Origin of the sequence: Allobosea sp. (assembly GCF_035999205.1) — a bacterium.
GTDB lineage: Bacteria > Pseudomonadota > Alphaproteobacteria > Rhizobiales > Beijerinckiaceae > Allobosea.
In genome coordinates this window covers 375,283-396,887 of sequence record NZ_DASYHA010000025.1, presented here as the reverse complement: position 1 = coordinate 396,887, position 21,605 = coordinate 375,283, and the positions used below count along the sequence as shown (strand labels likewise).

Genomic DNA, 21,605 nt, shown 5'->3' with positions numbered 1-21,605 from the left:
CGTGAGTGATTCATGCGCGATTAACCCTAACGTCGGGTTAAGCGCCTGCGGTGATCTGCGGATCGCCCGGCTTCGGATCCGTTGCCCGCGTCGCAGCGCCGCGCTACAGCCCCGCCATGACCGCGACCTCGTTCCGCCTCGCGCTTGCGCAATCCAACCCGACCGTCGGCGACGTCGCCGGCAATGCTGCCCGCATCCGCGACGTCAGGCAGCGGGCAGGGGGGCGCGGCGCCGATCTCGTCATGTTCCCCGAACTGTTCCTCTGCGGCTATCCGCCGGAGGACCTCGTTCTGAAGCCGGCCTTCCAGGACGCCTGCCGGAAGGCCTGCGAGGATCTCGCGCGCGAAACCGCCGATGGCGGACCGGCCGTGCTGCTCGGCCTGCCCTGGGTCGAGGGCGGCAAGCTCTACAACGCCTATGCGCTGCTCGATGACGGCGCGGTCCAGGCGGTGCGCTTCAAGGTGGCACTGCCCGACTACGGCGTTTTCGACGAGGCCCGAGTCTTCGCGCCCGGGCCGCTGCCCGGCCCGGTGCCGTTCCGCGGCCGTGTCCGCCTCGGCTTGCCGGTCTGCGAGGACATCTGGAGCGAGGACGTGGCCGAATGCCTCGTCGAGACCGGTGCCGAGATCCTGCTCTCGCCCAATGGCTCGCCCTTCCGGCGCGGTGTCGGTGACGAGCGCATGAATGTCGCGGTGGCGCGCGTGGTCGAGACCGGCCTGCCGCTGGTCTATCTCAACCAGGTCGGCGGGCAGGACGAACTCGCCTTCGACGGCGCCTCCTTCGTGCTCGACGCCGAGCGCAACCTGACGCATCAACTGCCCGCCTTCCGGGAAGCTCTCGTCATGACGGATTGGCGACGCGAGGCTGGGCGCTGGCGCTGCGAGCCGGGGGAGCCGGCCGTGACCGAGACCGGCGATGAGGCCGACTATGCCGCCTGCGTGCTGGGCCTGCGCGACTATGTCGGCAAGACGGGCTTCCCCGGCGTCGTGCTTGGCCTTTCCGGTGGCATCGACTCGGCGCTCTGCGCCGCGATGGCGGTTGATGCGCTGGGAGCTGACCGTGTCACCTGCGTGATGATGCCGTCGCGCTTCACTGCTTCGCAAAGCCTTGCCGATGCAGAAGCCTGCGCGCAGGCGCTCGGCGTGCACTACAAGACCTTGCCGATCACCGAACCTGTTGCAGCCTTCGAGGCGGCGCTGGCGGGTCTGTTCTCGGGCAGCGCGCCCGGCGTCACCGAGGAGAACCTGCAGAGCCGCACGCGTGGCACGTTGCTGATGGCGCTCGCCAACAAGTTCGGCTGGATGCTGGTGACGACCGGCAACAAGTCCGAGATGTCCTGCGGTTACGCCACGCTCTATGGCGACATGAATGGCGGCTTCAATCCCGTAAAGGACCTCTACAAGACCGATGTCTTCCGCCTCGCCGCGTTGCGCAACCGCTGGAAGCCGGTCGGTGCGCTCGGCCCGGACGGGACCGTCATTCCCGAAGCGACCATCGCCCGCCCCCCCAGTGCGGAGCTGCGCGCCGATCAGACTGACCAGGACACCCTGCCGCCTTACGACGTGCTCGACCCCATCCTCGTCGCCCTGATCGAGCGTGAGCAGCGCGTCGCGGACATCATCGCTCAGGGCTTTGACCGCGAGACGGTCCTGGCCGTCGAACGTCTGCTCCACCGCGCCGAGTACAAGCGCCGCCAGGCCGCGCCGGGCGTCAAGATCACGGGCCGCAATCTGGGTCGCGACAGGCGCTATCCGATCGTCAACGGCTTTGCCGACACGGGAGAGGCCGCCTACACGCCCGACCCTGCGTTGGTGAAGGGTAGCGGTCGTGGCAGTGGCGAGAGCTTCGACTTTTGAGAGACCGAGTCGGCGTCAATGGATCGGCGCCGCGCGCGCCTCTGCCTTGTCGTGCCTGCCAAAACGGTCGACCATCGTTGCGCTGGCCTCGTTGAGGCCAAGAATCTCGACCTCCGCCCCGTTGCGTCGGAAGCGCAGCACTGCCTTGTCGAGCGCGCCGATGGCCGAGATGTCCCAGAAGTGAGCATGGGTCAGGTCGATCGTGACGCACTTCGGCCGGTCGTCGAAGGCGAAGCCCGAGAGGAAGCTCTCCGTCGAGGCGAAGAAAATCTGGCCGCGCACGACATAGTCGGTCGCAGTCCCGTCAGGGCTGTCGCGCTTCTCGACGGCGACGAGCCGCGCGACCTTCCCGGCGAAGAAGATACCTGAGAGCAGCACACCGACGATCACGCCCTTGGCGAGGTCATGCGTCGCGACCACCGTGGTGACCGTCGCCAGCATGACGATCGATGACGGCAGCGGGTTGCGGCGCAGGTCGAGGACCGAGCGCCAGGAGAAGGTGCCGATCGAGACCATGATCATCACTGCGACGAGTGCCGCCATCGGAATGATCCGCACGAGATCATCGAGCGCGAGGATGAGGAAGAGCAGGAAGGCGCCGGCGATGAAGGTCGAGAGCCGGCCGCGCCCGCCCGATGAGACGTTGATGACGGATTGGCCGATCATTGCGCAGCCGCCCATGCCGCCGATCAGCGCGGAGGCGATGTTGCCCGCGCCCTGACCATAGCATTCCTGGCTCTTGTTGCTGGTCGTCTCGGTCATGTCGTCGACGATTTGCGCCGTCAGCAGCGATTCCAGCAGGCCGACGGCCGCGAGCGCTACGGAGTAAGGGAAGATGATCTTCAGCGTCTCGAGGGTCAGCGGCACCTGTGGCAGCGCGAAGACCGGCAAGGCTGACGGCAGCTCGCCGAGATCGCCGACCGTGCGCAGGTCGAGCCCGAAGCCCCAGGCGATCGCGGTCAGCACTACGATGGCGACGAGCGGCGAGGGCACCGCTTTGGTGAGGTACGGGAAAAGATAGATGATCGCGAGACCGGCGGCGATCATCGCATAGGTCAGAGTGGGTACGCCGATCAGTTCCGGCAGCTGCGCCATGAAGATCAGGATCGCCAGCGCATTGACGAAGCCGGTGATCACCGAGCGCGAGACAAAGCTCATCAATCGCCCGAGCCGGAGCGCTCCCGCGCCGATCTGGATCAGCCCCATCAGGATCGTCGCTGCGAAGAGATAGGGCAGCCCGTGTTCCTTGACGAGCGTGACCATCAGCACGGCCGTCGCAGCGGTCGCTGCCGAGATCATGCCCGGCCGGCCACCGACGAAGGCCGAGACGCAGGCGATGGCGAAAGAGGCATAGAGCCCGACCTTGGGATCGACTCCGGCGATGACCGAGAAGCCGATCGCCTCCGGAATCAGCGCGAGCGCGACGACGATGCCCGACAGGATGTCGGCACGGATGTTGGAGAACCATTCACGGCGGTAGGCGGAGAGTGTCGGCATTGAGGAACCCGCGAGCGATCGGCGCCTGCGACAGATGCAGGGTTCGGCCTGATCGACATTGGGGTTGTCCGGCGGATCGGCGGCCGGAAGAGCCACCCGGATTTTCACCGGGTCCATTCGAATGATCCCTTCTAGCGTCGTTATCCGCTGCGTTGCAACATCGAGAAGCGCAATGTGCGAGACGATTGTCGCTGCCCGTCAAACGCGCCATAAGCGCCGCCATGACCGCATCGCCTCTCCTGCGCTTCGCTCCGTCGCCCACGGGCTACCTGCATATCGGCAACGCCCGCTCGGCCCTGTTCAACGGTCTCTATGCCCGCCGGCATGGCGGTCGCTTCATGCTGCGCTACGACGATACCGATCTGGCGCGCTCGAAGCCCGAATTCGCTCAGGCCATCGCCGAGGACCTCGCCTGGCTCGGCATCGTGCCGGATCTGGTGATCAGCCAGTCGCAGAGGCTGTCGCTCTATGACGCTGCGGCCGAGGACCTGCGCGTCGCGGGCCGGCTCTACCCTTGCTACGAGACGGCCGACGAACTGGACCGGCGCCGCAAGCGCCAGCTCGCACGCGGCCTGCCGCCGATCTACGACCGTGCCGCGCTCAAGTTGACGGCGGAGGACAGGGCGAAGTTGGAGGCCGAGGGCCGCAGGCCGCATTGGCGTTTCCTGCTCGAGCCGCGCGTCGTCGCCTGGAAGGACCTTATCCGCGGCGACGCCCATGTCGATTGCGCCTCGCTGTCGGATCAGGTGCTGATCCGCGAGGACGGCAGCTATCTCTACCATCTGCCTTCGGTCGTCGACGATGCCGCCACCAATGTGACCCACATCATCCGGGGCGAGGACCACGTCACCAATACGGCGGTCCATATCCAGATCTTCGAGGCGCTGGGCGCGGCCCTGCCGGCCTTCGGGCACCACAATCTGCTGACCACGGCGAGCGGCGAGGGGCTGTCCAAGCGCCTCGGCCATCTCTCGCTGCGCGGTCTGCGCGAGGCCGGCATCGAGCCGCTGGCGGTCGCGGCGCTTGCCGTGCTGACCGGCTCCTCCGACGCCGTGCGCCCTGTCGCCAGCCTCGACGAACTGGCAGGCCTCGTCAACCTCGCCCATGTCTCGCGGGCGCCAGCGAAGTTCGACGAGCACGATCTCGAGACATTGAGCGCACGAACCCTGCACCAGCTTCCCTACGCGGCGATCGCGCCGAGGCTGGCTGAACTGGGCGTCGCCGGCACCGAGCCCTTCTGGCTCGCGATCCGCGGCAATCTTGCCAAACTCGACGAGGCCCGTCTCTGGGACGATGTCGTGCGCGGGCCGATTGGCCCCGTCATCGCCGACCCTGCCTTTGCCGCGGCGGCGGCCTCGGTGCTGCCGCCCGAGCCTTTCGATGCGACAACCTGGAAGAGCTGGACCGCCGCCGTCTCCGCTGCGACCGGGGCGAAGGGCAAGGCCCTGTTCATGCCCCTGCGCCAGGCGCTGACCGGGCAGGATCACGGCCCTGAGCTGGCGGCCCTGCTGCCACTCATCGGGCGGGAGAAGGCGCTGCGCCGGCTCGCGGGCGATAGGGCCTGAACACCGGGAACGGCGGCGCTTGCGCTATTCCGGATTCTACGCAGCCTCGATGCGGCCCGCTGACCCGCGGAGAAGGAGGCGCTGCGCCTTGCCCTGCGCGCAGTGTCGAACCACTATCTCCTGGCCCGAAATGAGAAGCTCTTACGCGGCGCGATCGGCTACGTAATCGGCTTCACGACGCCGTCCGGAAGAGGTTGCAGCCCCATGAAATTGACACGCAGAACGGCCCTCGTCGCCGGCACCGCAGTGGTGGGGGCGGCGGCGCTGCCGCAAAGCCGGGCCCTGTCCCAGGAGCCGGTGAAGGGAGGGACGCTGAACGTCCATTACAGTTTCGAGCAACGCGTGCTGAACCCTGCGATCCGGGCTGGCGTCGGCATCAACATGGTCGCCAGCAAGATCGTCGAGCCGCTGGTGGATCTCGGCAAGAACGGCGAGATCGTCGGCATCCTGGCCGTGTCCTGGGAGGCTTCGGCAGATGGCCGCGACATCACCTTCAAGCTGCGCGACGGGGTGAAATGGCATGACGGCAAGCCGTTCACCTCCGCGGATGTCCAGTACAACGCACTGGAACTCTGGAAGAAGCTGCAGAACTACGGCACGCAGCTGCACCGTGACCTCGTCGCAGTCGAGACGCCGGACACGCTGACCGCGGTCTTCCGCTACGCCAATCCGATCCCGCTCGATCTGCTGCTGCGCGCGCTCTGCGATCTCGGCTATGTCGTGCCGCGGCATCTCTATGAAGGCACGAATCCTCTGGAGAATCCGGCCAACACCGCGCCGGTCGGCACCGGCCCCTTCAAATTCGTGCAGTATGAGCGCGGCCGCCATGTCGCGGTCGAGGCGCATGCCGGTTACTGGCGCGGCGGCAGCCCTCATCTCGGCCGCATCTTCTGGCACATCATTCCCGATAAGGCCGCCGCCGCGGCCGCGCTCGAAACCGGGCGCGTTCATTTGAGCACCTACTCGACGCTGACCCTGTCGGACCTCGACCGGCTCGGCAAGGACCGTCGCTTCGAGGTTTCGAGTCGCGGCCTCGAGGGCAGCTCGATCAACAACACGATCGGCTTCAATCTCCGGCGCAAGGAACTGTCGGATGTCCGCGTCCGGCGCGCTATCGCCCATGCGGTCGATATCGACTTCTTCATCGAGAACTTCCTGTATGGGCTTGGCCGCGCGGCGACGGGGCCGATTCCGTCGGTCGCGACCGCGTTCTATCCGGGCGGCGAGCGTCCCTACGCGTTCGACCGCGCCCGCGCCGAGCGGCTTCTCGACGAGGCCGGCTATCGCAAGGACGCCTCGGGCAACCGCTTCAAGCTGCGCATCGTGCCGATCCAGAATGGCGAGGACGTGCCGCTCTTCGCCACCTTCGTGCAGCAGTCGCTGCGGCCGATCGGCATCGACACCGAGATTGCGACCTATGACTATGCCGGCGCGATCAATGCCGTGAATCGCGACTGGAATTTCGACCTGGCTCTAGATTGGCATCGCTTCCGCGGCGATCCGGCGGTCTCGACGACGGTCTGGTACACCTCGGGTTCGCCCAAGGGCGCGCCCTGGACGAACCAGTGGGGCTGGGAGAACGCGCGGGCCGACGCTCTGGCCGCGCAGGCCGCGTCCGAGCTCGACCCCGTCAAGCGCAAGGCGCTCTACGCCGAATGGGTCAAGCTCGTGAATGACGAACTTCCGGTCTGGATGGCCACCGAACGCCAGGAGGTCGCCGCGACCGACCGGCGCGTCCAGAACCATCACAACACGCCGCGCTGGGATTCCAGCGACTATCACGACACCTGGATCGCAGCCTGAACGCAGCTGGCGGCAGACAGACGAAAGGCGCCTCGAAGGGCGCCTTTCTTGTTCTGGCTGCGAGTTTGGTGCCTCGGGGCATCAATCGTGCCGGTGCATCGCCGAGCTGTGCTTGGTGTCCCGCATCGTCGAATAGACCAGCAGCGAAATGAAGATGATGCCGGCGAGGTAGTAGAAGAAGTAGTGCTCGTGGCCCTGCTGCTTGAACCAGAGCGCGATCGCGGGAGCCGTTCCGCCGAAGATCGAGACGGTAAGCGCATAGGGCACGGCGACGCCGGTGGCGCGGATCGAGGTTGGGAACAGCTCGGCCTTCACCACGGCGTTGATCGAGGTGTAGCCGGCGACGAAGATCCAGGCGGCCGAGATCAGCAGGAAAGCCATCCAGGGCGACTTCGTGCCCGCCAGCGTCGTCAGCAGCGGCACCGTGAACAGCGTGCCGCAGACGCCGAAGAAAACCAGCATCGGCTTGCGCCCGATCTTGTCGGAGATCAGCCCATAGATCGGCTGCAGCAAGGCCGCGAAGATCAGCGAGCCCGCGATGACATAGGTCGTGGTGATGTCGGAGAAGCCGGCCGTCTGGCGCACGAAGGTCTGCATATAGGTGGTGAAGGTGTAGAAGGCGGCCGTGCCGCCGGCCGTCAGGCCGACCACGATGGCGACCTCGCGGGGATAGCGCAGCAGGCCCCGGAGCGAGCTTTCGCGCTTCACCGGGTTCTTGTTGGCGTCGACGAAGGATTCCGTCTCGTGCATGTGGCGGCGCATGAACATGGCCGTGATCGCGAGCAGGGCGCCGATCACGAAGGGAATGCGCCAGCCCCAGGCGACGAGCTGCTCATGCGTCAGGAAGACGTTCTGGAGCAGCAGGAGCACCAGGATCGCGGTGAGCTGCCCGCCGATCAGCGTGACGTATTGGAAGCTCGAATAGAAGCCGCGATGCTCGGGATCGGCGATCTCCGAGAGATAGGTTGCCGAGGCACCGTACTCGCCGCCGAGGCTCAGCCCCTCGATGATGCGTGCCAGCGCCAGCAGGGCCGGCGCCGCGAAGCCGATGGTGGCATAGGTCGGCGTCAACGCGATGATCAGCGAGCCGAAGCACATCATCAGAACGGAGATGGTCAGGGACAGGCGCCGCCCATAGCGATCGGCGATATGTCCGAAGAGCCAGCCGCCGAGCGGGCGCACGATGAATCCCGCGGCAAACAGCGTCGCCGCGTTGAGCTGCTGGACCACGGGGTCGTTCGACGGAAAGAAATGCGGCGCGAAGTAGAGCGCGAAGGCGGTGTAGGCGTAGAAGTCGTACCATTCGACGAGATTGCCGACGGAGCCGACGAAGATCGCCTTGAGGCGGCGTTTGGCGTCGCCCAGTTCGATCGGGTGGGGATGGGCGGTCGCGACAGTTTCTGACATGGCGGCCTCTGCGCCCGGTGTCGTCAGGACCTCGTCTTCACCGACGCAGCGGCACGGTTAGGCACGGTCCGGCGGCAACCCAGGCAAGCGGGGTTGAAAGGTTGCCCCCTCTATCGCGCCATGAATGGCATGCGTCCAGCGACCGCTCGGAGTATTTGTGCCTTGTCGCCATGCCTCTTGCGCATGGAGCAAAGAGGCTGGCTGTCACGGTCGCGCTGTGGCGGGGCCGAGATTAGGAGCCAGATTCGGCGCCACGATCCGCACGGTGCGGCGTTCGCCGGTGACGCTGCGCGTCTCGCGCTTCAACCCGTCGCCCTTGTCGAGCACGCGCTCGCCGACCGTGGCCGGACCGACGCCGGCCGATTCCGTGCCCGAGGTCGGGGAATTCTCCGACGGCATCGGCTTTTCGTCGGGGATATCCGGAACCGCGGCCGGCTGGACGGCCGGTGTCCCGCGCTTCTTCGGATCGGGCTTGATCTCCTTCGGGCGCGAGAGCTCGGCCGCGCGCTGCTCGGTGACGATGACGTCGCCCTTGCGCTTGTCGAGCAGGTACTCCGCTTCCTTCAGCGCTTGGGCCCAGCTCTGGCCCTGCCCCCGGCAGGTGCAGGCCGAATCGAAGCTGCGCTGGTACTTGCCCGCGTTCGGCAGCGAGGAATAGGGCTGGCCGGTGGTGCGGGCGACGGAGTTCTGGATTTCGCCGCCATTGGTCATGCCATAGGCCAGCGTCTCGGTGCCCGGGCAGAGCGCCTGGCACATTTCGTCGCCGCCCTCGCGGCCGCCGGGATTGTTGGCGAGCGGGAAGAAAAAGCCGTCGCAGGTCCGCACGCAGACGGTCTGCGGCCCGCCCATGCGCGGCTTCTCGGGCTCCAGCGGCTGTTCGGGGTCGAGTTCCGGCAGGGTCGAATCGATCTCGCCGCGGCGCGGTTCGAGGCCGAAGATCGTCTCGAAAAAGCCGCGCGGCTGGGCCCGGCAGTTATTGTTGATGGCGGCGGCCAATTGCGCCCGCCGCTGCTCCACCGCGCCGCCCTGGGCCTGCTGCTGCAGGCTGCCGTACTGCGCCTGCAACTGGCCGATCTGGGAGCGCAGCAAACCGCATTGAGGGGGCGGGCCCTCGCCGAAGAAGGTGAAGCCGCCGCGCTCGCAGCCCATTGCGCGGTACTGGCTGGTCGCCTGCGAAAGCTGGGCGCCGACGCGCTGCGCCGCCTGAGCCGCGCGCGGATCGCCGCCGCCCCGCTGGCCCTGCAGGCTCGCCAGCTCGGAACGCCACGCATTGCAGGACGGCGACTGTGCCAGCACCGCGCCGCCCATGGTCGCCAGGGCCAGGAACGCCGCGCCGAGGCGGCCGCACTGTCGCAGCCAGAATGGTCTCGAATTCATAGCGGGTCGCGTCACCTGCTTGTCGGTCTTGCTCTGCCAGACGATCCTTGCGCTGGGCTGGCGGTTCGTCCTGGGGACGAACTTCACCCGCCAAACGCGACGGAACTAAGGAGGGACGCCTCGCTGGACGCTGAGGGCAAGGTCGGCGTCCGCTCCGCATGCCATATTCGCCGCCGCCGGGCAATCGTCCGCCCCGGCCGAACCGGGCACGCGTCGAGGCAGTTGGCGCGAGGCCGGCGACTGTCTAGAACGCTCGAACCCCGCCCGCGCACGCCGCGCGGGCACCCAGACCGGGCGATGCCGACATGACCGAACCTTTGGCGCTCGAAGGCGCCTTCATCCCCGAGCTTCCGAACTACTATCGCGGCAAGGTCCGCGAAAACTACGATCTGCCCGACGGACGGCGCATTTTGATCTCGACCGATCGCCTGAGCGCCTTCGACCGCGCGATCGCGTCGATCCCCTACAAGGGACAGGTGCTGACCCAGACGGCGCGTTACTGGTTCGAGAACACGGCCGACATCTGCCCGAACCACGTACTCGAATACCCCGATCCCAATGTCGTGATCGGCAGGCGGCTCGACATCCTCCCCGTCGAGATCGTGGTGCGCGGCTATCTCGCCGGCACGACCGGCACCTCGATCCTGACGATGTACAAGCAGGGCCAGCGCGAGATGTATGGCGTGAGCCTGCCTGACGGGCTGCGCGATAACGAGAAGCTGCCCGAGGCGATCATCACCCCGACCAGCAAGGCCTTCGACGGCGGCCATGACGAGCCGCTCTCGGCCACGCAGATCGTCACGGAAGGCCTGCTCACCCGCGAGCAGTGGGACATGATCAGCGGCTACGCGCTGGCGCTGTTCGCCCGGGGGCAGGCCATGGCCGCCGAGCGCGGCTTGATCCTCGCGGACACCAAATACGAGTTCGGCACCGACAAGGAAGGCCGGATTCTGCTGGCCGACGAGATTCACACGCCCGATTCCAGCCGCTACTGGATGGCCGGCAGCTATGGCTCGCGCTTCGAGTCCGGCGAGAAGCCGGAATCCTTCGACAAGGATTTCGTCCGCAACTGGGTGGTGGCGCGCTGCGATCCCTACAAGGAAGAGCTGCCGCCGATTCCGCCGGAGCTGATCGCGCAAACGACGGATGTCTATGTCCGTGCCTTCGAGACGATCACCGGCCAGAGCTTCGTAGCCCCACCGGCCGGAGAAGCGCCACTGGAGCGCATCCGCCGCAACCTCGCGCGTTTCTTCTGAGGGAAGGGCTGTTCAGCCCTCGTCGTCGCGGTAACTGCCGGCGAGGTGGCGGCTGCGTTCGGTCAGGGTCGAGAGCACGCGCTCGAACACCTTGAGCTCTTCGGCCGCGATACCTTCTGTCCAGCGCGCCTGGAACGCCAGCGCCAGCGGCACGATCTGCGCGTAGATGCGCTCCCCGGCCGAGGTCAGCGCCACGAAGTGCTCGCGCCGGTCCTGCCGGTTCTCCGAGCGCGAGACGAGCCCGCGCTGCTCCAGCTCGGAGACGGCACGCGACACCTTGGTCTTGTGCATCTGGGCGAGTTCGCCGATGTCGCGTGAGGTTAGCTTGCCGAATTCGCCGAGCTGCGCCACCACCCGCCATTCGGGGATGCCGATGCCGAACTGGGCGCCGTAGATCCGCCCCAGCGCCCGTGCCGAATGAAAGGCGACGACGTTCAGGCGATAGGGCAGGTACTGCTCCAGCCGGAGCGGCGTCTCCGGCTGTGCGGAAGGCGGTTTCGTCGACATGGTTCGCTGGCCGCCTCCCGGGCTCGGCTCGCGCCTCAGCGCGCTTTCAGCCGGTTCATGAACGAGTCGTACGAAAGCTCTGCCACTTGCCACCAGAGCAGGTTCTCGCCGCGGAAGGCGACCATCGAGTCGTAGCCGGCCTTGAAGTCCGGGCTCTTGGCCGAGGTCTCGGCGTAGTATTCCTCGGCCGCCTTGAGCGCGGCTTCCATGACGGGAAGCGGGAAGGCCTTGAGCTGCGCGCCCTGGCCGACCAGCCGGCGCAGCCCGCCCGGGTTCACGAAGTCGTACTTGCCGAGCATCCAATTATTGGCCGCCTCGCAGGCGTTCTGGACGATGGCCTGGTAGTGCTTCGGCAGCTTACTCCACGCCTCCTTGCCGATGATCAGGTGCAGCATCGCGCCGCCCTCCCACCAGCCGGGGTAGTAGTAATACTTGGCGACGCGGATGAAGCCGAGCTTCTCGTCGTCATAGGGTCCGACGAACTCGGCCGCGTCGATCGTGCCGCGCTCCAGCGCCGGATAGACGTCGCCGGGGGCGATCTGCGTCGGCACGACGCCGAGCTTGGCCAGCACTGCGCCGCCCATCCCGCCGATGCGGAACTTCAGCCCCTTGAGGTCGTCGACGCTCTTCAGCTCGTTGCGGAAGAAGCCGCCCATCTGGCAGCCGGAATTACCGCAGGGGATCGAATAGGCGTTGAAGCGGTCGAGCACGCCGTTCACCACCTGCTCGCCGCCGCCGAAATACCACCAGCTGTGCTGCTGGCGGGCGTTGAGGCCGAACGGGATGCCGGTGCCAAGGCCCAGCGCCGGATCCTTGCCGATGTAGAAATAGGTCGGCGAATGGGCGCATTCGACCGTGCCGGACGAGACCGCATCGAGCGCCTGCAGGCCGGGCACGATCTCGCCGGGTGCGAAGACCTGGATCTGGAACTTGCCGTCGGTCGCCTCGCGGACGAGCTTCGCGAACTGCTCCGCCGTGCCGTAAATCGTATCGAGCGACTTCGGGAAGCTCGAGGTCAGCCGCCACCTCACCTCGGGCTGCGACTGCGCGACGGCCGGCATCGCCACGGGCGTGGCGGCGGCAGCGAGCGCGCCTGTTTTCAAAAAGTCGCGACGTTTCATAAGGTAGTCCTCCCGCGGGCTTGTTGGGCCCTTATTGGCGCGTCGTGCGAGGAATGAAAAGACATGAAACTCGCTTCGCTCATGCATGGCCGGGATGGCCGCCTCGTGGTCGTGTCGCAGGATCTGACGCGTGCGACCGACGCTTTCCCTGTCGTGGCAACGCTGCAGGCCGCACTCGACGATTGGGAGCGGTATGCCCCACGCCTTGCCGACCTGGCCGAGGGACTCGAGCACGGCGCCGTGCCGTCCTTCCGTTTCCATGAACATGACTGCGCCGCGCCGCTGCCGCGCGCCTATCAGCGTCTGGCCGCCCCCGCCGCCGATGCGCCGTTGCGGCACGAGAGTGCCGACACTCCGCTCGGCTCCCGCGAACCCTTCCGCTCCGCGAGCGACGAGGGTGGCATTGGTTTCCAGGCCGAGGTCGTGGTGGTGACCGGCGATGTGCCGATGGGTGTCACCGGGGAGGCGGCGCTGGACCATATCCGCCTCGTCATGCTGGCCAATGGCGCCGGTCTGCAGAGCGACGCCGGTGCGACCGCTAAGCCGTCCGGTGCCTATTCGCCGGTCGCGGTGACGCCTGACGAGTTGGGCCAAGGCTGGCGCGACGGCAAAGGGCACCTGCTGCTCCTCACCCAGATCAACGGCAAGCTCGTCGGCAAGCCCGATGTGGGAGCCGGCACGACGTCCGGCTTCGGCGCGTTGATCGCGCAGGCCGCCCGCAGGCGCAGGCTCGGCGCGGGAACGCTTGTAGCGGCGGCGCTCGCAGGGCAGGGCCCCGACCGTCTGCGCTTCGGCGACACGGTTCGCCTCGAAATGAAGGATGCCGCCGGCCATTCGATTTTCGGAGCGATCGAGCAGGAGATCCTGCCGGGCGGCTGATGTCGACGTCCGGGCGCGGAGTCCGCGCCCGTTGGGCTTGGCGCCTGCCTGGGTGCCGGATAACGTGACGCAACGACGCAAGCCCGCCGTGAAAGCTGAAGCGCCATGATCGACCCCGTGCCGTTCTACTCCACGACCGTTCCGCTCGCCTTTTTCGTCTGGGGGCCGGTTCTGGTGATGGTGCTGTTCTGGGCGGTCGGCTTCTGGTCGAGCCGGCAGGGCGTGCCGCGCATGCTCGAGAATGACTGGAACGGCTTCAACGTCGCCGATGTCGAGAAGCTCTTTGCCATGTATGGCGAGACGCACCGCGCGCGTTACCGTAACCGGGTGCTGCCGGCGGATGTCGCCTGCGCCTTCACCTACGCCATCGTCGGGGCGATCCTGATCGCCGGCCTGGCGATGCGCGGCCAGCCCTGGTGGGTAGCGGCTCTCTGCGGCGGCGGCTGGCTGCTCGGCGGTCTCTGCGATGTCGTCGAGAACCTGTCGGTTGCCCGGCTCCTCGATAAATATCCCAAGGTCGAGGCCGGCGATGTCGCCTTCGCCAGCCGCATCACCCAGGTCAAGCTGGTGCTGTTCCTGCTCGGCACCGTCGGCGCGGTCGTAGCGGCCTACCTGGCCTTCAAGCCGCTGGCAGTGTGACGCTGGCTCTGGCGCCTGCGCTCGCCGGCCACCATATCCGGCAGGCGGCGCCTCGCCGCCGAAGGAGATCGTCCATGCGCATCAATGTCATCGCTTCTGCCGTCATCGCCGGCGTGCTCGGCCTTGCGGCTCAGGCGCTGCCGGCGAGCGCGCAGGAGGATCTGATCTTCCGCAAGTCGACCGTCTGGAAGATGCTGACGCCGAACGACAAGCTCGCCGTCTACGGTGTCGACGATCCGATCGTCGAGGGCGTCGCCTGCCATTACACCGTGCCGGAAAAAGGCGGCGTCTCCGGCATGTTCGGCGTGGCCGAGGAGGTCTCCGAAGTCTCGCTGGCCTGCCGCCAGGTCGGCCCGATCAAGTTCAAGGAGAAGGCTGAGCAGGGCGACGTCGTCTTCCGCGAGCGCCGCTCGCTGGTCTGGAAGAAGATGCAGATCGTGCGCGGCTGCGACGCCAAGCGCAATGTGCTGGTCTATCTGGTCTATACGGACAAGTTGATCGATGGCTCGCCGCAGAACTCGACCTCGACCGTCCCGATTATGCCCTGGGGTACGGCGGGTGAGGCGCCGAAATGCGCCGACTGGATCAAGTGAGGCGCGGCCTCAAGGCATCGACCCGAAACGTGGAGTGCGATTTCCGGGAAAAGTCGATGCCAAATCAAAAAGCCAGATCGTCTGCCGGACGATCTAGCCGCCGCAGGTGATGGCGAGCGGCTGTTCGGGGGCAGCGGCGGGTGTCGCGGCCTGCGCCTTGGAGAGAGAGCCGGTGAAGTCTTCGCGCGAGGCCACGCCGAAGGAGCTCGCCTTGGCAAAGCCCTGCGCCTCGCACCAGGCGTCGGCGACGATCTTGCCGCATTCCGACTTGCTGGAGATGCAATCCGCCACGCCATAGCCGTCGCTGGCCGGGATGAGGAAGGTGCGCTGGTCGCTGGGGGCGGCGACGGTCTTTGACGTCGGCAGGACGGCCAGCGAGAGACCGGCTCCGACAATCCCGAACAGGCCGATCAGGGCAACGGCGCGGCGCATTTCTGTGGTGTCCTCGTGACCGATGGGCGCTCAACCCTCGAATCAGGAGGATGGTTCCACTCGGTTAAATTTGAATGAAGTGCCGCGCTTCTGATGGTGCAGTGCGGCAAAGTTGGGGCGCCCTCTTGACGCAAGGAGCGCGCACAGGCAAGCATTTTTCCGATGACGCGAGCCCTCAACCTGATTTGCATTATTTGCCGCTAGCTTTCGCTGGCCGGCTGCTCACGTCCTCATCCTGAAACGGAAAGACAGACAGCGCCCCGGCCAGCGGCCAGGACTGGTTTGCCGTCGTCACCTCTTTTCGCCGCTTTCAGGATACCGACCCGATGTCGCCGACCCTCAGGCTCCACAACACGCTGACGCGGAAGAAGGAGGACTTCGTCCCCGTCGATCCGCAAAACGTCCGCATGTATGTCTGCGGGCCCACGGTCTATGACTACGCCCATATCGGCAACGCCCGCCCGGTCATCGTCTTCGACGTGCTCTACCGGCTGCTGCGGCACCTCTACGGGGCCGACCACGTCACCTATGCCCGCAACCTCACCGACGTCGACGACAAGATCAACGCGCGGGCGGCGCGAGACTGGCCGGCCCTGCCGCTGAACGAGGCGATCGCGAAGGTCACGCAGTCGACGACGGCGCAGTTCCATGCCGATGTCGATGCGCTCGGCGCCCTGCGGCCGGATCAGGAGCCGCGGGCGACCGACCATATCGAGGAGATGAAGGCGATCATCGAGCGCCTGATCGCGCGCGGCGTCGCCTATGTCGCCGAGGAACATGTCCTCTTCCACGTTCCGGCCGTCGCGCATCTGGCGAAGGCGCCGAAATACGGCTCGCTCGCCCGCCGCTCGCTCGACGAGATGATGGCCGGCGCACGGGTCGATGTCGCGCCCTACAAGAAGGATGCGATGGATTTCGTGCTCTGGAAGCCGAGCCGCGAGGGAATCGATCCGGGCTGGCCGTCACCGGCTGGCATCAGGACGCCCGGCCGTCCCGGCTGGCACATCGAGTGCTCGGCGATGTCGATGGCCAAATTGCTCGAGCCCTTCGGCGGCGGGCTTTCGTGCGACGATCCGCAGAAGAACGTCTTCGACATCCATGGCGGCGGCATCGACCTCGTCTTCCCGCACCACGAGAACGAGATCGCGCAGAGCTGCTGCGCCTTTGGCGGTGCAGCCGGCAGCGGCCGAATGGCGAACTACTGGATGCATAACGGCTTCCTGCAGGTCGAAGGCGAGAAGATGTCGAAGTCGCTCGGCAATTTCGTCACGATCAACGAGCTGCTGGCGACGGAGACCTTCGGCGGGCGCAAATGGCCCGGCGAGGTGCTGCGCCTCGCAATGCTGAAGACGCATTACCGCCAGCCGATCGACTGGACGGTGAAGGCGCTGGAGGAGGCGGAGAGGACACTGGCCGATTGGGCCGATGTCGCCCGCCCCGCTGCAGCATCCAAGGTCTCGCCTGAACTGCTCGAAGCGCTGGCGGACGACCTCAATACGGCACGCGTCTTCGCCGAGCTTCACGCCCTGCGGAAAGCCGGTGATGGACCGGCCTTGCGCGCAGCGCTTGATCTGCTCGGCATTGCCATGCCGGCAGAGGAGCAGGCGAGCGTGGCCGTGGCGGAGATCGACCGGCTCATCACGGCCCGCCTGGACGCCCGTCGCGCCAAGGATTTCAAGCGTTCCGACGAGATTCGAGACGAACTCGCCGCCATGGGCATCGCGCTCAAGGACAGCAAGGACCCTGCGACCGGCGAGCCGACCACGACCTGGGAGGTGAAGCGATAGTTCGCTCCACCAACCCGCTTTCCGCATCAAGAAGCAAGAAGAACGACGCTCATGAATCCGAAGATCCGCCCCGCCGGCTCCCTTTCCGTCGCGATCAAGCTAGTGATGCTGGCCATGGTCGTGCCGCGCGTCCTGCGCTTCAAGCTGCGGCGCGACCAATGACGGCCGCCCGCGTCCACCTCTTCGACACGACACTGCGCGACGGCGCGCAGACCACCGGCGTCGATTTCTCGCTCGAAGACAAGCGCGCCGTCGCCGGTCTGCTCGACAGGCTCGGCATCGACTATGTCGAGGGCGGTTATCCCGGTGCCAACCCGCTCGACACGGCGTTCTTTGCAGAGAAGCCGACGAAGGGCGCCAGGTTCGCCGCGTTCGGCATGACCAAGCGGGCAGGGCGCTCGGCCGCCAATGACCCCGGCATCGCCGCGTTGCTGGAGGCAAAGGCCGACGCCATCGTCTTCGTCGCCAAGAGCTGGGACTACCATGTCCATGTCGCGCTCGAGATCTCGCTCGAGGAAAACCTCGCCGGGATCCGCGAAAGCGTCGAGGCGGCGAAGGCAGCCGGCCGCGAGGTCATGCTCGACTGCGAGCACTTTTTCGACGGCTACAAGGCCAATCCCGACTATGCGCTTGCCTGCGCGCAGGCAGCCTATGAGGCCGGCGCGCGCTGGGTCGTGCTCTGCGACACCAATGGCGGCACGCTGCCCGACGAGGTCTCGACCATCGTCGCGGAAGTGGCGAAGGTCGTGCCGGGCGACCATCTCGGCATCCATGCCCATGACGACTGCGGCTGCGCGGTCGCCAATTCGCTGGCCGCCGTCGAGGCCGGCGCACGCCAGATCCAGGGCACGCTGAACGGCCTGGGCGAGCGCTGCGGCAACGCCAATCTGGTCACGTTGATCGGTGCGCTGAAACTGAAGGAGCGCTATCGCGGCCGCTTCGAGATCGGCGTCAGCGAGGCGCAGCTCGGCGAATTGACCCATGCCTCGCGCCAGCTCGACGAGATGCTGAACCGGGTGCCGAACCGGCACGCGCCCTTCGTCGGGGCGTCGGCCTTCGCGACCAAGGCCGGCATCCATGCCTCCGCCGTGCTGAAGGACCCGCGCACCTATGAGCACGTACCCCCCGAGGCGATCGGCAACACGCGCAAGGTCTTGATCTCGGACCAGGGCGGCAAGTCGAACCTCGTCGCCGAGCTCGAACGCATCGGCGTCACGCTCGGTCGCGACGATCCCCGCCTCGGTCGTGTTCTCGAGGAGATCAAGGAGAAGGAAGCCCAGGGCTACGCGTTCGAGGGCGCGGACGCCTCATTCATGCTGCTGGCCAAGCGCATCATGGGCGAGGTGCCGGATTACTTCACGGTCGAGCGCTTTGCCGTGAATGTCGAGCGCCGCCACAACGCGCTCGGCGACCTCGTCACCTTCTCCGAAGCGATCGTGAAGTTGACGGTTGCGGGTGAGGTTCTGATCACGGCGGCGGAAGGGCCGTCCGGCCCGGTCAACGCCCTCGACCAGGCGTTGCGCAAGGATCTCGGCCGTTATCAGGCACTGATCAAGGATCTGCGGCTGGTGGACTACAAGGTCCGCATCTTCCAGGGCGGCAGCGATGCGGTGACGCGGGTTCTGATCGAATCGATGGATGAAACAGGTGAACGCTGGACCACGGTGGGCGTCAGCGCCAACATCATCGACGCCTCGTTCCAGGCGTTGGTCGACTCGATCACATATAAGCTGATGCGCGCCGGCGCGACGGTGTGACGGTCTGGGCCATCCGCGCCGTCATCCCGGAATTGCGCTGCCGCGCAGCTCGCCCGGGATGACGGCGAGATTTCAGATCCGACTGACAATGACGAGCGTCGCGCCCTCACTCCGTCAGGCGGATGATCTTGTCCTTGCAGAGGTCCATGCCCTCGGCGTCGCTCTCGACCTCATCGCCGAACTTCGCCAGCACGAAATAGCTGCAGCCAGCCGGCTTGTTGAGCTTCACCGCGATGCTCTTGCCCGGAGCCAGCGGCTTGGAGATCTTGCCGACGAGCCGCGACTGCTCACCCCCCGTCGCGATCTCGAAGGTGGTGAGCGGCGCGGTGCGCATGTTCTTGATGGTGATCTGGGCCGGCGGTTTGGCCGCCTGGGCGGCGGCAGGGAGGGCGGCAGACAGGAGGCCGGCAGCCATCCCGATCAGTCCGGTCACGACAACGCGTTGAATCTTCATGGTTGTTTCTTCCCCGGTGACGCGCCTTTGAGCGCTCCGGGTACAGTCTGACACCGGGCTTGGGACGTAAGCAAGGCGGCAACCGCTGCAATCCAGCCATTGCGTCGGCCCACATGCATTTGTCGGCAATTGCGCCTATACCGGCGCCCCAACCTGGAATCGTCCCAAGATGTCTCCACCAGTCGCGCCGCCTCCGGCGTCGTCCCTCGCGCGCCCCGCCTTGCTCAAGCCGGGCTCGGGCTTCGTCGAGACCTTCCGTGCGCTCTGGCCTTATCTGTGGCCGGCGGACCGGGCGGATCTGCGCCGGAGGGTGGTGATCGCCTTCGCCCTGCTGGTGACCGGGCGTCTCATCCTGATGGGCGTTCCGTTCACCTTCAAATGGGCGACTGATGCGCTGGCCAACACCGCCTCGACGCTGGAGCACTGGTTGCCTTGGCTGGTCGGCGCTCCGCTGGCACTCACCGTGCTCTACGGCTTTGCTCGCGTCGGCTCGGCCGCCTTCATCCAGCTTCGCGATGCCGTTTTCGCGCCGGTCTTCATGCATGCGGTGCGGACGCTGGCGCTGCAGACCTTCGGCCACCTGCACCATCTCTCCCTGCGCTTTCATCTGGAGCGCAAGACCGGCGGGCTGACGCGCGTGCTGGAGCGCGGGCGCAACGGCATCGAGGAAATGGTCCGGCTCGGCCTCAACCAGCTCGTGCCGGTCGTGATCGAACTCGCGCTGATCATCACCGTCCTGCTGGTGATGTTCGACTGGATCTATGTCGTCGTGCTGGTCGTGATGGTGACGACCTACATGCTCTACACCATCAAGGCGACCGAGTGGCGCATCGCCATCCGGGCGCAGATGAACGAGTCCGACACCGACGCCAATTCCAAGGCGATCGACTCGCTGCTCAACTACGAGACGGTGAAGTACTTTGGCGCGGAGGCCCGCGAGACCGCGCGCTACGACCAGTCGATGGCGCGCTACGAGCGCAACTCGATCAAGGCCTACACCTCCCTCGCCTGGCTCAATTTCGGACAGGCCGCGATTTTCGCGGCCGGCCTGACGATCTCGATGGTCATGGCGGTCCAGGGCGTGCGCGCCGGCACGCACACGGTCGGCGATTTCGTGCTGATCAATGCGATGCTGGTGCAGCTCTACATGCCCCTGAATTTCATGGGCACCGTCTATCGCGAGATCAAGCAAGCGACCCTCGACATCGAGCAGATGTTCTCGCTGATCGGCAAGGATCCCGAGATCCAGGACAAGCCGGGCGCGCCGCCGCTGGTCGTGCCGGCCGGCGAGGTCCGCTTCGAGGATGTGCATTTCGCCTATATCCCCGAGCGGCCGATCCTGAAGGGCATCTCCTTCACCGTTCCGGCGGGGCGCACTATCGCGATCGTCGGCCCGTCGGGCGCCGGCAAGTCGACGATTTCGCGCCTGCTGTTCCGCTTCTACGAGCCGCAGCAGGGGCGTATCCTGATCGACGGCCAGCCCATCGCCGATGTCCAGCAGGTCTCGCTGCGCGCCGCGATCGGCATGGTCCCGCAGGATACGGTGCTGTTCAACGATACGATCGAATACAACCTCCGCTATGGCCGCCCCGACGCCACCGAAGCGGAGATGGAGGAGGCGGCGCGCCTCGCCCAGATCGACCGCTTCATCAAGTCGCTGCCCGAGGGCTACGCCACCTCGGTGGGCGAGCGCGGCCTCAAGCTCTCCGGCGGTGAGAAGCAGCGCGTCGCCATCGCCCGCACCATCCTGAAGGGCCCGCCCGTGCTCGTGCTCGACGAGGCGACGTCGGCGCTCGATTCCTTCACCGAAAAGGAAATCCAGGATGCGCTTGACCGCGTCAGCGAGGGGCGCACGACGCTCGTCATCGCCCACCGTCTCTCGACCGTCATCAATGCCGACGAGATCATCGTCCTCGACAAGGGCCTGATCGCCGAGCGCGGGCACCACCGCGATCTCCTTGCGGCGGACGGCATCTACGCCGCGCTCTGGAACCGCCAGCGCCAGGTCGACGAGGCCAAGGCGACGCTGCAGCGCGCCACCGCGGAGGAAGAGCCGAGCGTGCGGGTCTCGCTGACGACATGAGGCCTTAGCCTCTGTGTAAAACTGCTCGCATCTGCGGCACGCTTCCGGCATCCTGACGGAAGGGGAGCTTCCGGGCGCCCCTTCTGAGAGCCGGGGGGCTTGCATGTTCGATCCGACCACATTCATAGGCTTCCACACCTGGCTCAGCCTGATCGCTATCGTGGCGGGGTTCCCGGTCGCCTCAGGCCTGCTGCACGGGCATATCCGGCCGGGCTGGACCGGCGTCTTCCTGTCGACCGCCTTCGCGACGAGCGCGACCGGCTTCGGCTTTCCTTTCAATGGCGTGCTGCCCTCGCATATCATTGGCGCGATCTCGCTCGCCCTGGTCGGGACAGCTGGCTATGCGCTCTACGCCCGGCTGCTCGAGGGCAGGTGGCGGCGCATCTACGCGATCACGGTGATGCTCACCTTCTATCTGCTGCTCTTCGTGCTGGTCGCGCAGCTCTTCTCGAAGGTCCCGGCGCTGCGGAACTTGGCGCCGACCCAGTCCGAGCCGCCTTTCGCCGTCGCGGAGGCGCTGCTGTTCGTGGTGTTCGTCGCCCTGACCTGGCGGGCGGCGCGACGCTTCACAACCTACCGCGTGCTGGCCTGA

Annotated in this window: 18 protein-coding genes and 1 other annotated feature; of the genes, 11 read left to right on the top strand and 7 right to left on the bottom strand. The window is 66.4% G+C overall.

What is annotated here, in order from left to right; genetic code table 11:
• Window positions 1-116 precede the first annotated feature (116 nt).
• Window positions 117-1,856, top strand: a complete 1,740-nt coding sequence (locus VGN82_RS17315) for an NAD+ synthase (RefSeq protein WP_327528283.1) — start codon at window positions 117-119, stop codon at window positions 1,854-1,856.
• Window positions 1,857-1,871: 15 nt separating this feature from the next.
• Here VGN82_RS17315 and VGN82_RS17310 read toward each other — a convergent pair whose 3' ends face one another.
• A complete protein-coding gene (locus tag VGN82_RS17310) occupies window positions 1,872-3,353 on the bottom strand; it encodes a SulP family inorganic anion transporter (RefSeq protein WP_327528282.1) in 1,482 nt (493 codons plus the stop codon).
• 62 nt (window positions 3,354-3,415) lie between these two features.
• Window positions 3,416-3,471, bottom strand: a sequence feature (sul1 is cis-regulatory element that is thought to sense ions involved in sulfur or methionine metabolism; They are found in Alphaproteobacteria).
• Window positions 3,472-3,574: 103 nt separating this feature from the next.
• Between VGN82_RS17310 and gltX the strand changes: the two genes are divergently transcribed.
• Both gltX and VGN82_RS17300 read left to right on the top strand, forming a co-directional pair.
• The gene (gene gltX / locus VGN82_RS17305; protein WP_327528281.1) at window positions 3,575-4,918 is read left to right on the top strand and encodes a glutamate--tRNA ligase; all 1,344 of its coding nucleotides are present in this window, start codon (window positions 3,575-3,577) and stop codon (window positions 4,916-4,918) included.
• 204 nt (window positions 4,919-5,122) lie between these two features.
• A complete protein-coding gene (locus VGN82_RS17300; protein ID WP_327528280.1) occupies window positions 5,123-6,721 on the top strand; it encodes an ABC transporter substrate-binding protein in 1,599 nt (532 codons plus the stop codon).
• Between the two features lie 81 nt (window positions 6,722-6,802).
• Here VGN82_RS17300 and VGN82_RS17295 read toward each other — a convergent pair whose 3' ends face one another.
• Window positions 6,803-8,128 (bottom strand): MFS transporter, encoded by a 1,326-nt coding sequence (locus VGN82_RS17295; protein ID WP_327528279.1) that lies wholly within the window; start codon window positions 8,126-8,128, stop codon window positions 6,803-6,805.
• Between the two features lie 204 nt (window positions 8,129-8,332).
• Window positions 8,333-9,505, bottom strand: a complete 1,173-nt coding sequence (locus VGN82_RS17290) for a DUF2865 domain-containing protein (RefSeq protein ID WP_327528278.1) — start codon at window positions 9,503-9,505, stop codon at window positions 8,333-8,335.
• 305 nt (window positions 9,506-9,810) lie between these two features.
• Here VGN82_RS17290 and VGN82_RS17285 point away from each other — a divergent pair, with 305 nt between their 5' ends.
• Window positions 9,811-10,761 carry a phosphoribosylaminoimidazolesuccinocarboxamide synthase gene (locus VGN82_RS17285; protein WP_327528277.1) on the top strand — a complete coding sequence of 317 codons (951 nt, stop codon included), beginning with the start codon at window positions 9,811-9,813 and terminating at the stop codon, window positions 10,759-10,761.
• Between the two features lie 12 nt (window positions 10,762-10,773).
• Here the strand turns inward: VGN82_RS17285 and VGN82_RS17280 are convergent, their stop codons facing one another.
• Together VGN82_RS17280 and VGN82_RS17275 are read right to left on the bottom strand one after the other, a co-directional pair.
• The gene (locus VGN82_RS17280; RefSeq protein ID WP_327528276.1) at window positions 10,774-11,268 is read right to left on the bottom strand and encodes a MarR family winged helix-turn-helix transcriptional regulator; all 495 of its coding nucleotides are present in this window, start codon (window positions 11,266-11,268) and stop codon (window positions 10,774-10,776) included.
• Between the two features lie 35 nt (window positions 11,269-11,303).
• Window positions 11,304-12,389 (bottom strand): TRAP transporter substrate-binding protein, encoded by a 1,086-nt coding sequence (locus VGN82_RS17275; RefSeq protein WP_327528275.1) that lies wholly within the window; start codon window positions 12,387-12,389, stop codon window positions 11,304-11,306.
• Window positions 12,390-12,452: 63 nt separating this feature from the next.
• Here VGN82_RS17275 and VGN82_RS17270 point away from each other — a divergent pair, with 63 nt between their 5' ends.
• The 3 genes from VGN82_RS17270 to VGN82_RS17260 all read left to right on the top strand — a co-directional run bounded on the left by VGN82_RS17270 (window position 12,453) and on the right by VGN82_RS17260 (window position 14,500).
• Window positions 12,453-13,268, top strand: a complete 816-nt coding sequence (locus VGN82_RS17270; RefSeq protein WP_327528274.1) for a fumarylacetoacetate hydrolase family protein — start codon at window positions 12,453-12,455, stop codon at window positions 13,266-13,268.
• Window positions 13,269-13,373: 105 nt separating this feature from the next.
• Window positions 13,374-13,907 carry a hypothetical protein gene (locus tag VGN82_RS17265; RefSeq protein ID WP_327528273.1) on the top strand — a complete coding sequence of 178 codons (534 nt, stop codon included), beginning with the start codon at window positions 13,374-13,376 and terminating at the stop codon, window positions 13,905-13,907.
• Between the two features lie 74 nt (window positions 13,908-13,981).
• Window positions 13,982-14,500, top strand: a complete 519-nt coding sequence (locus VGN82_RS17260; protein WP_327528272.1) for a CreA family protein — start codon at window positions 13,982-13,984, stop codon at window positions 14,498-14,500.
• Window positions 14,501-14,593: 93 nt separating this feature from the next.
• Here the strand turns inward: VGN82_RS17260 and VGN82_RS17255 are convergent, their stop codons facing one another.
• Window positions 14,594-14,932, bottom strand: a complete 339-nt coding sequence (locus VGN82_RS17255; RefSeq protein WP_327528271.1) for a hypothetical protein — start codon at window positions 14,930-14,932, stop codon at window positions 14,594-14,596.
• Between the two features lie 326 nt (window positions 14,933-15,258).
• On the opposite strand from VGN82_RS17255, the gene cysS reads away from it, so the two are divergent.
• A complete protein-coding gene (gene cysS, locus VGN82_RS17250) occupies window positions 15,259-16,719 on the top strand; it encodes a cysteine--tRNA ligase (protein WP_327528270.1) in 1,461 nt (486 codons plus the stop codon).
• Window positions 16,720-16,877: 158 nt separating this feature from the next.
• Complete coding sequence (gene cimA / locus VGN82_RS17245) at window positions 16,878-18,476, top strand: citramalate synthase (RefSeq protein WP_327528269.1); 1,599 nt, start codon at window positions 16,878-16,880, stop codon at window positions 18,474-18,476.
• A 106-nt stretch (window positions 18,477-18,582) separates the two neighbouring features.
• Here the strand turns inward: cimA and VGN82_RS17240 are convergent, their stop codons facing one another.
• Window positions 18,583-18,930, bottom strand: a complete 348-nt coding sequence (locus tag VGN82_RS17240) for a hypothetical protein (protein WP_327528268.1) — start codon at window positions 18,928-18,930, stop codon at window positions 18,583-18,585.
• A gap of 169 nt (window positions 18,931-19,099) precedes the next feature.
• Here VGN82_RS17240 and VGN82_RS17235 point away from each other — a divergent pair, with 169 nt between their 5' ends.
• Complete coding sequence (locus VGN82_RS17235) at window positions 19,100-21,013, top strand: ABCB family ABC transporter ATP-binding protein/permease (RefSeq protein WP_327528267.1); 1,914 nt, start codon at window positions 19,100-19,102, stop codon at window positions 21,011-21,013.
• Between the two features lie 103 nt (window positions 21,014-21,116).
• Window positions 21,117-21,605, top strand: coding sequence for a hypothetical protein (locus tag VGN82_RS17230; RefSeq protein ID WP_327528266.1), 489 nt, complete (start codon window positions 21,117-21,119; stop codon window positions 21,603-21,605).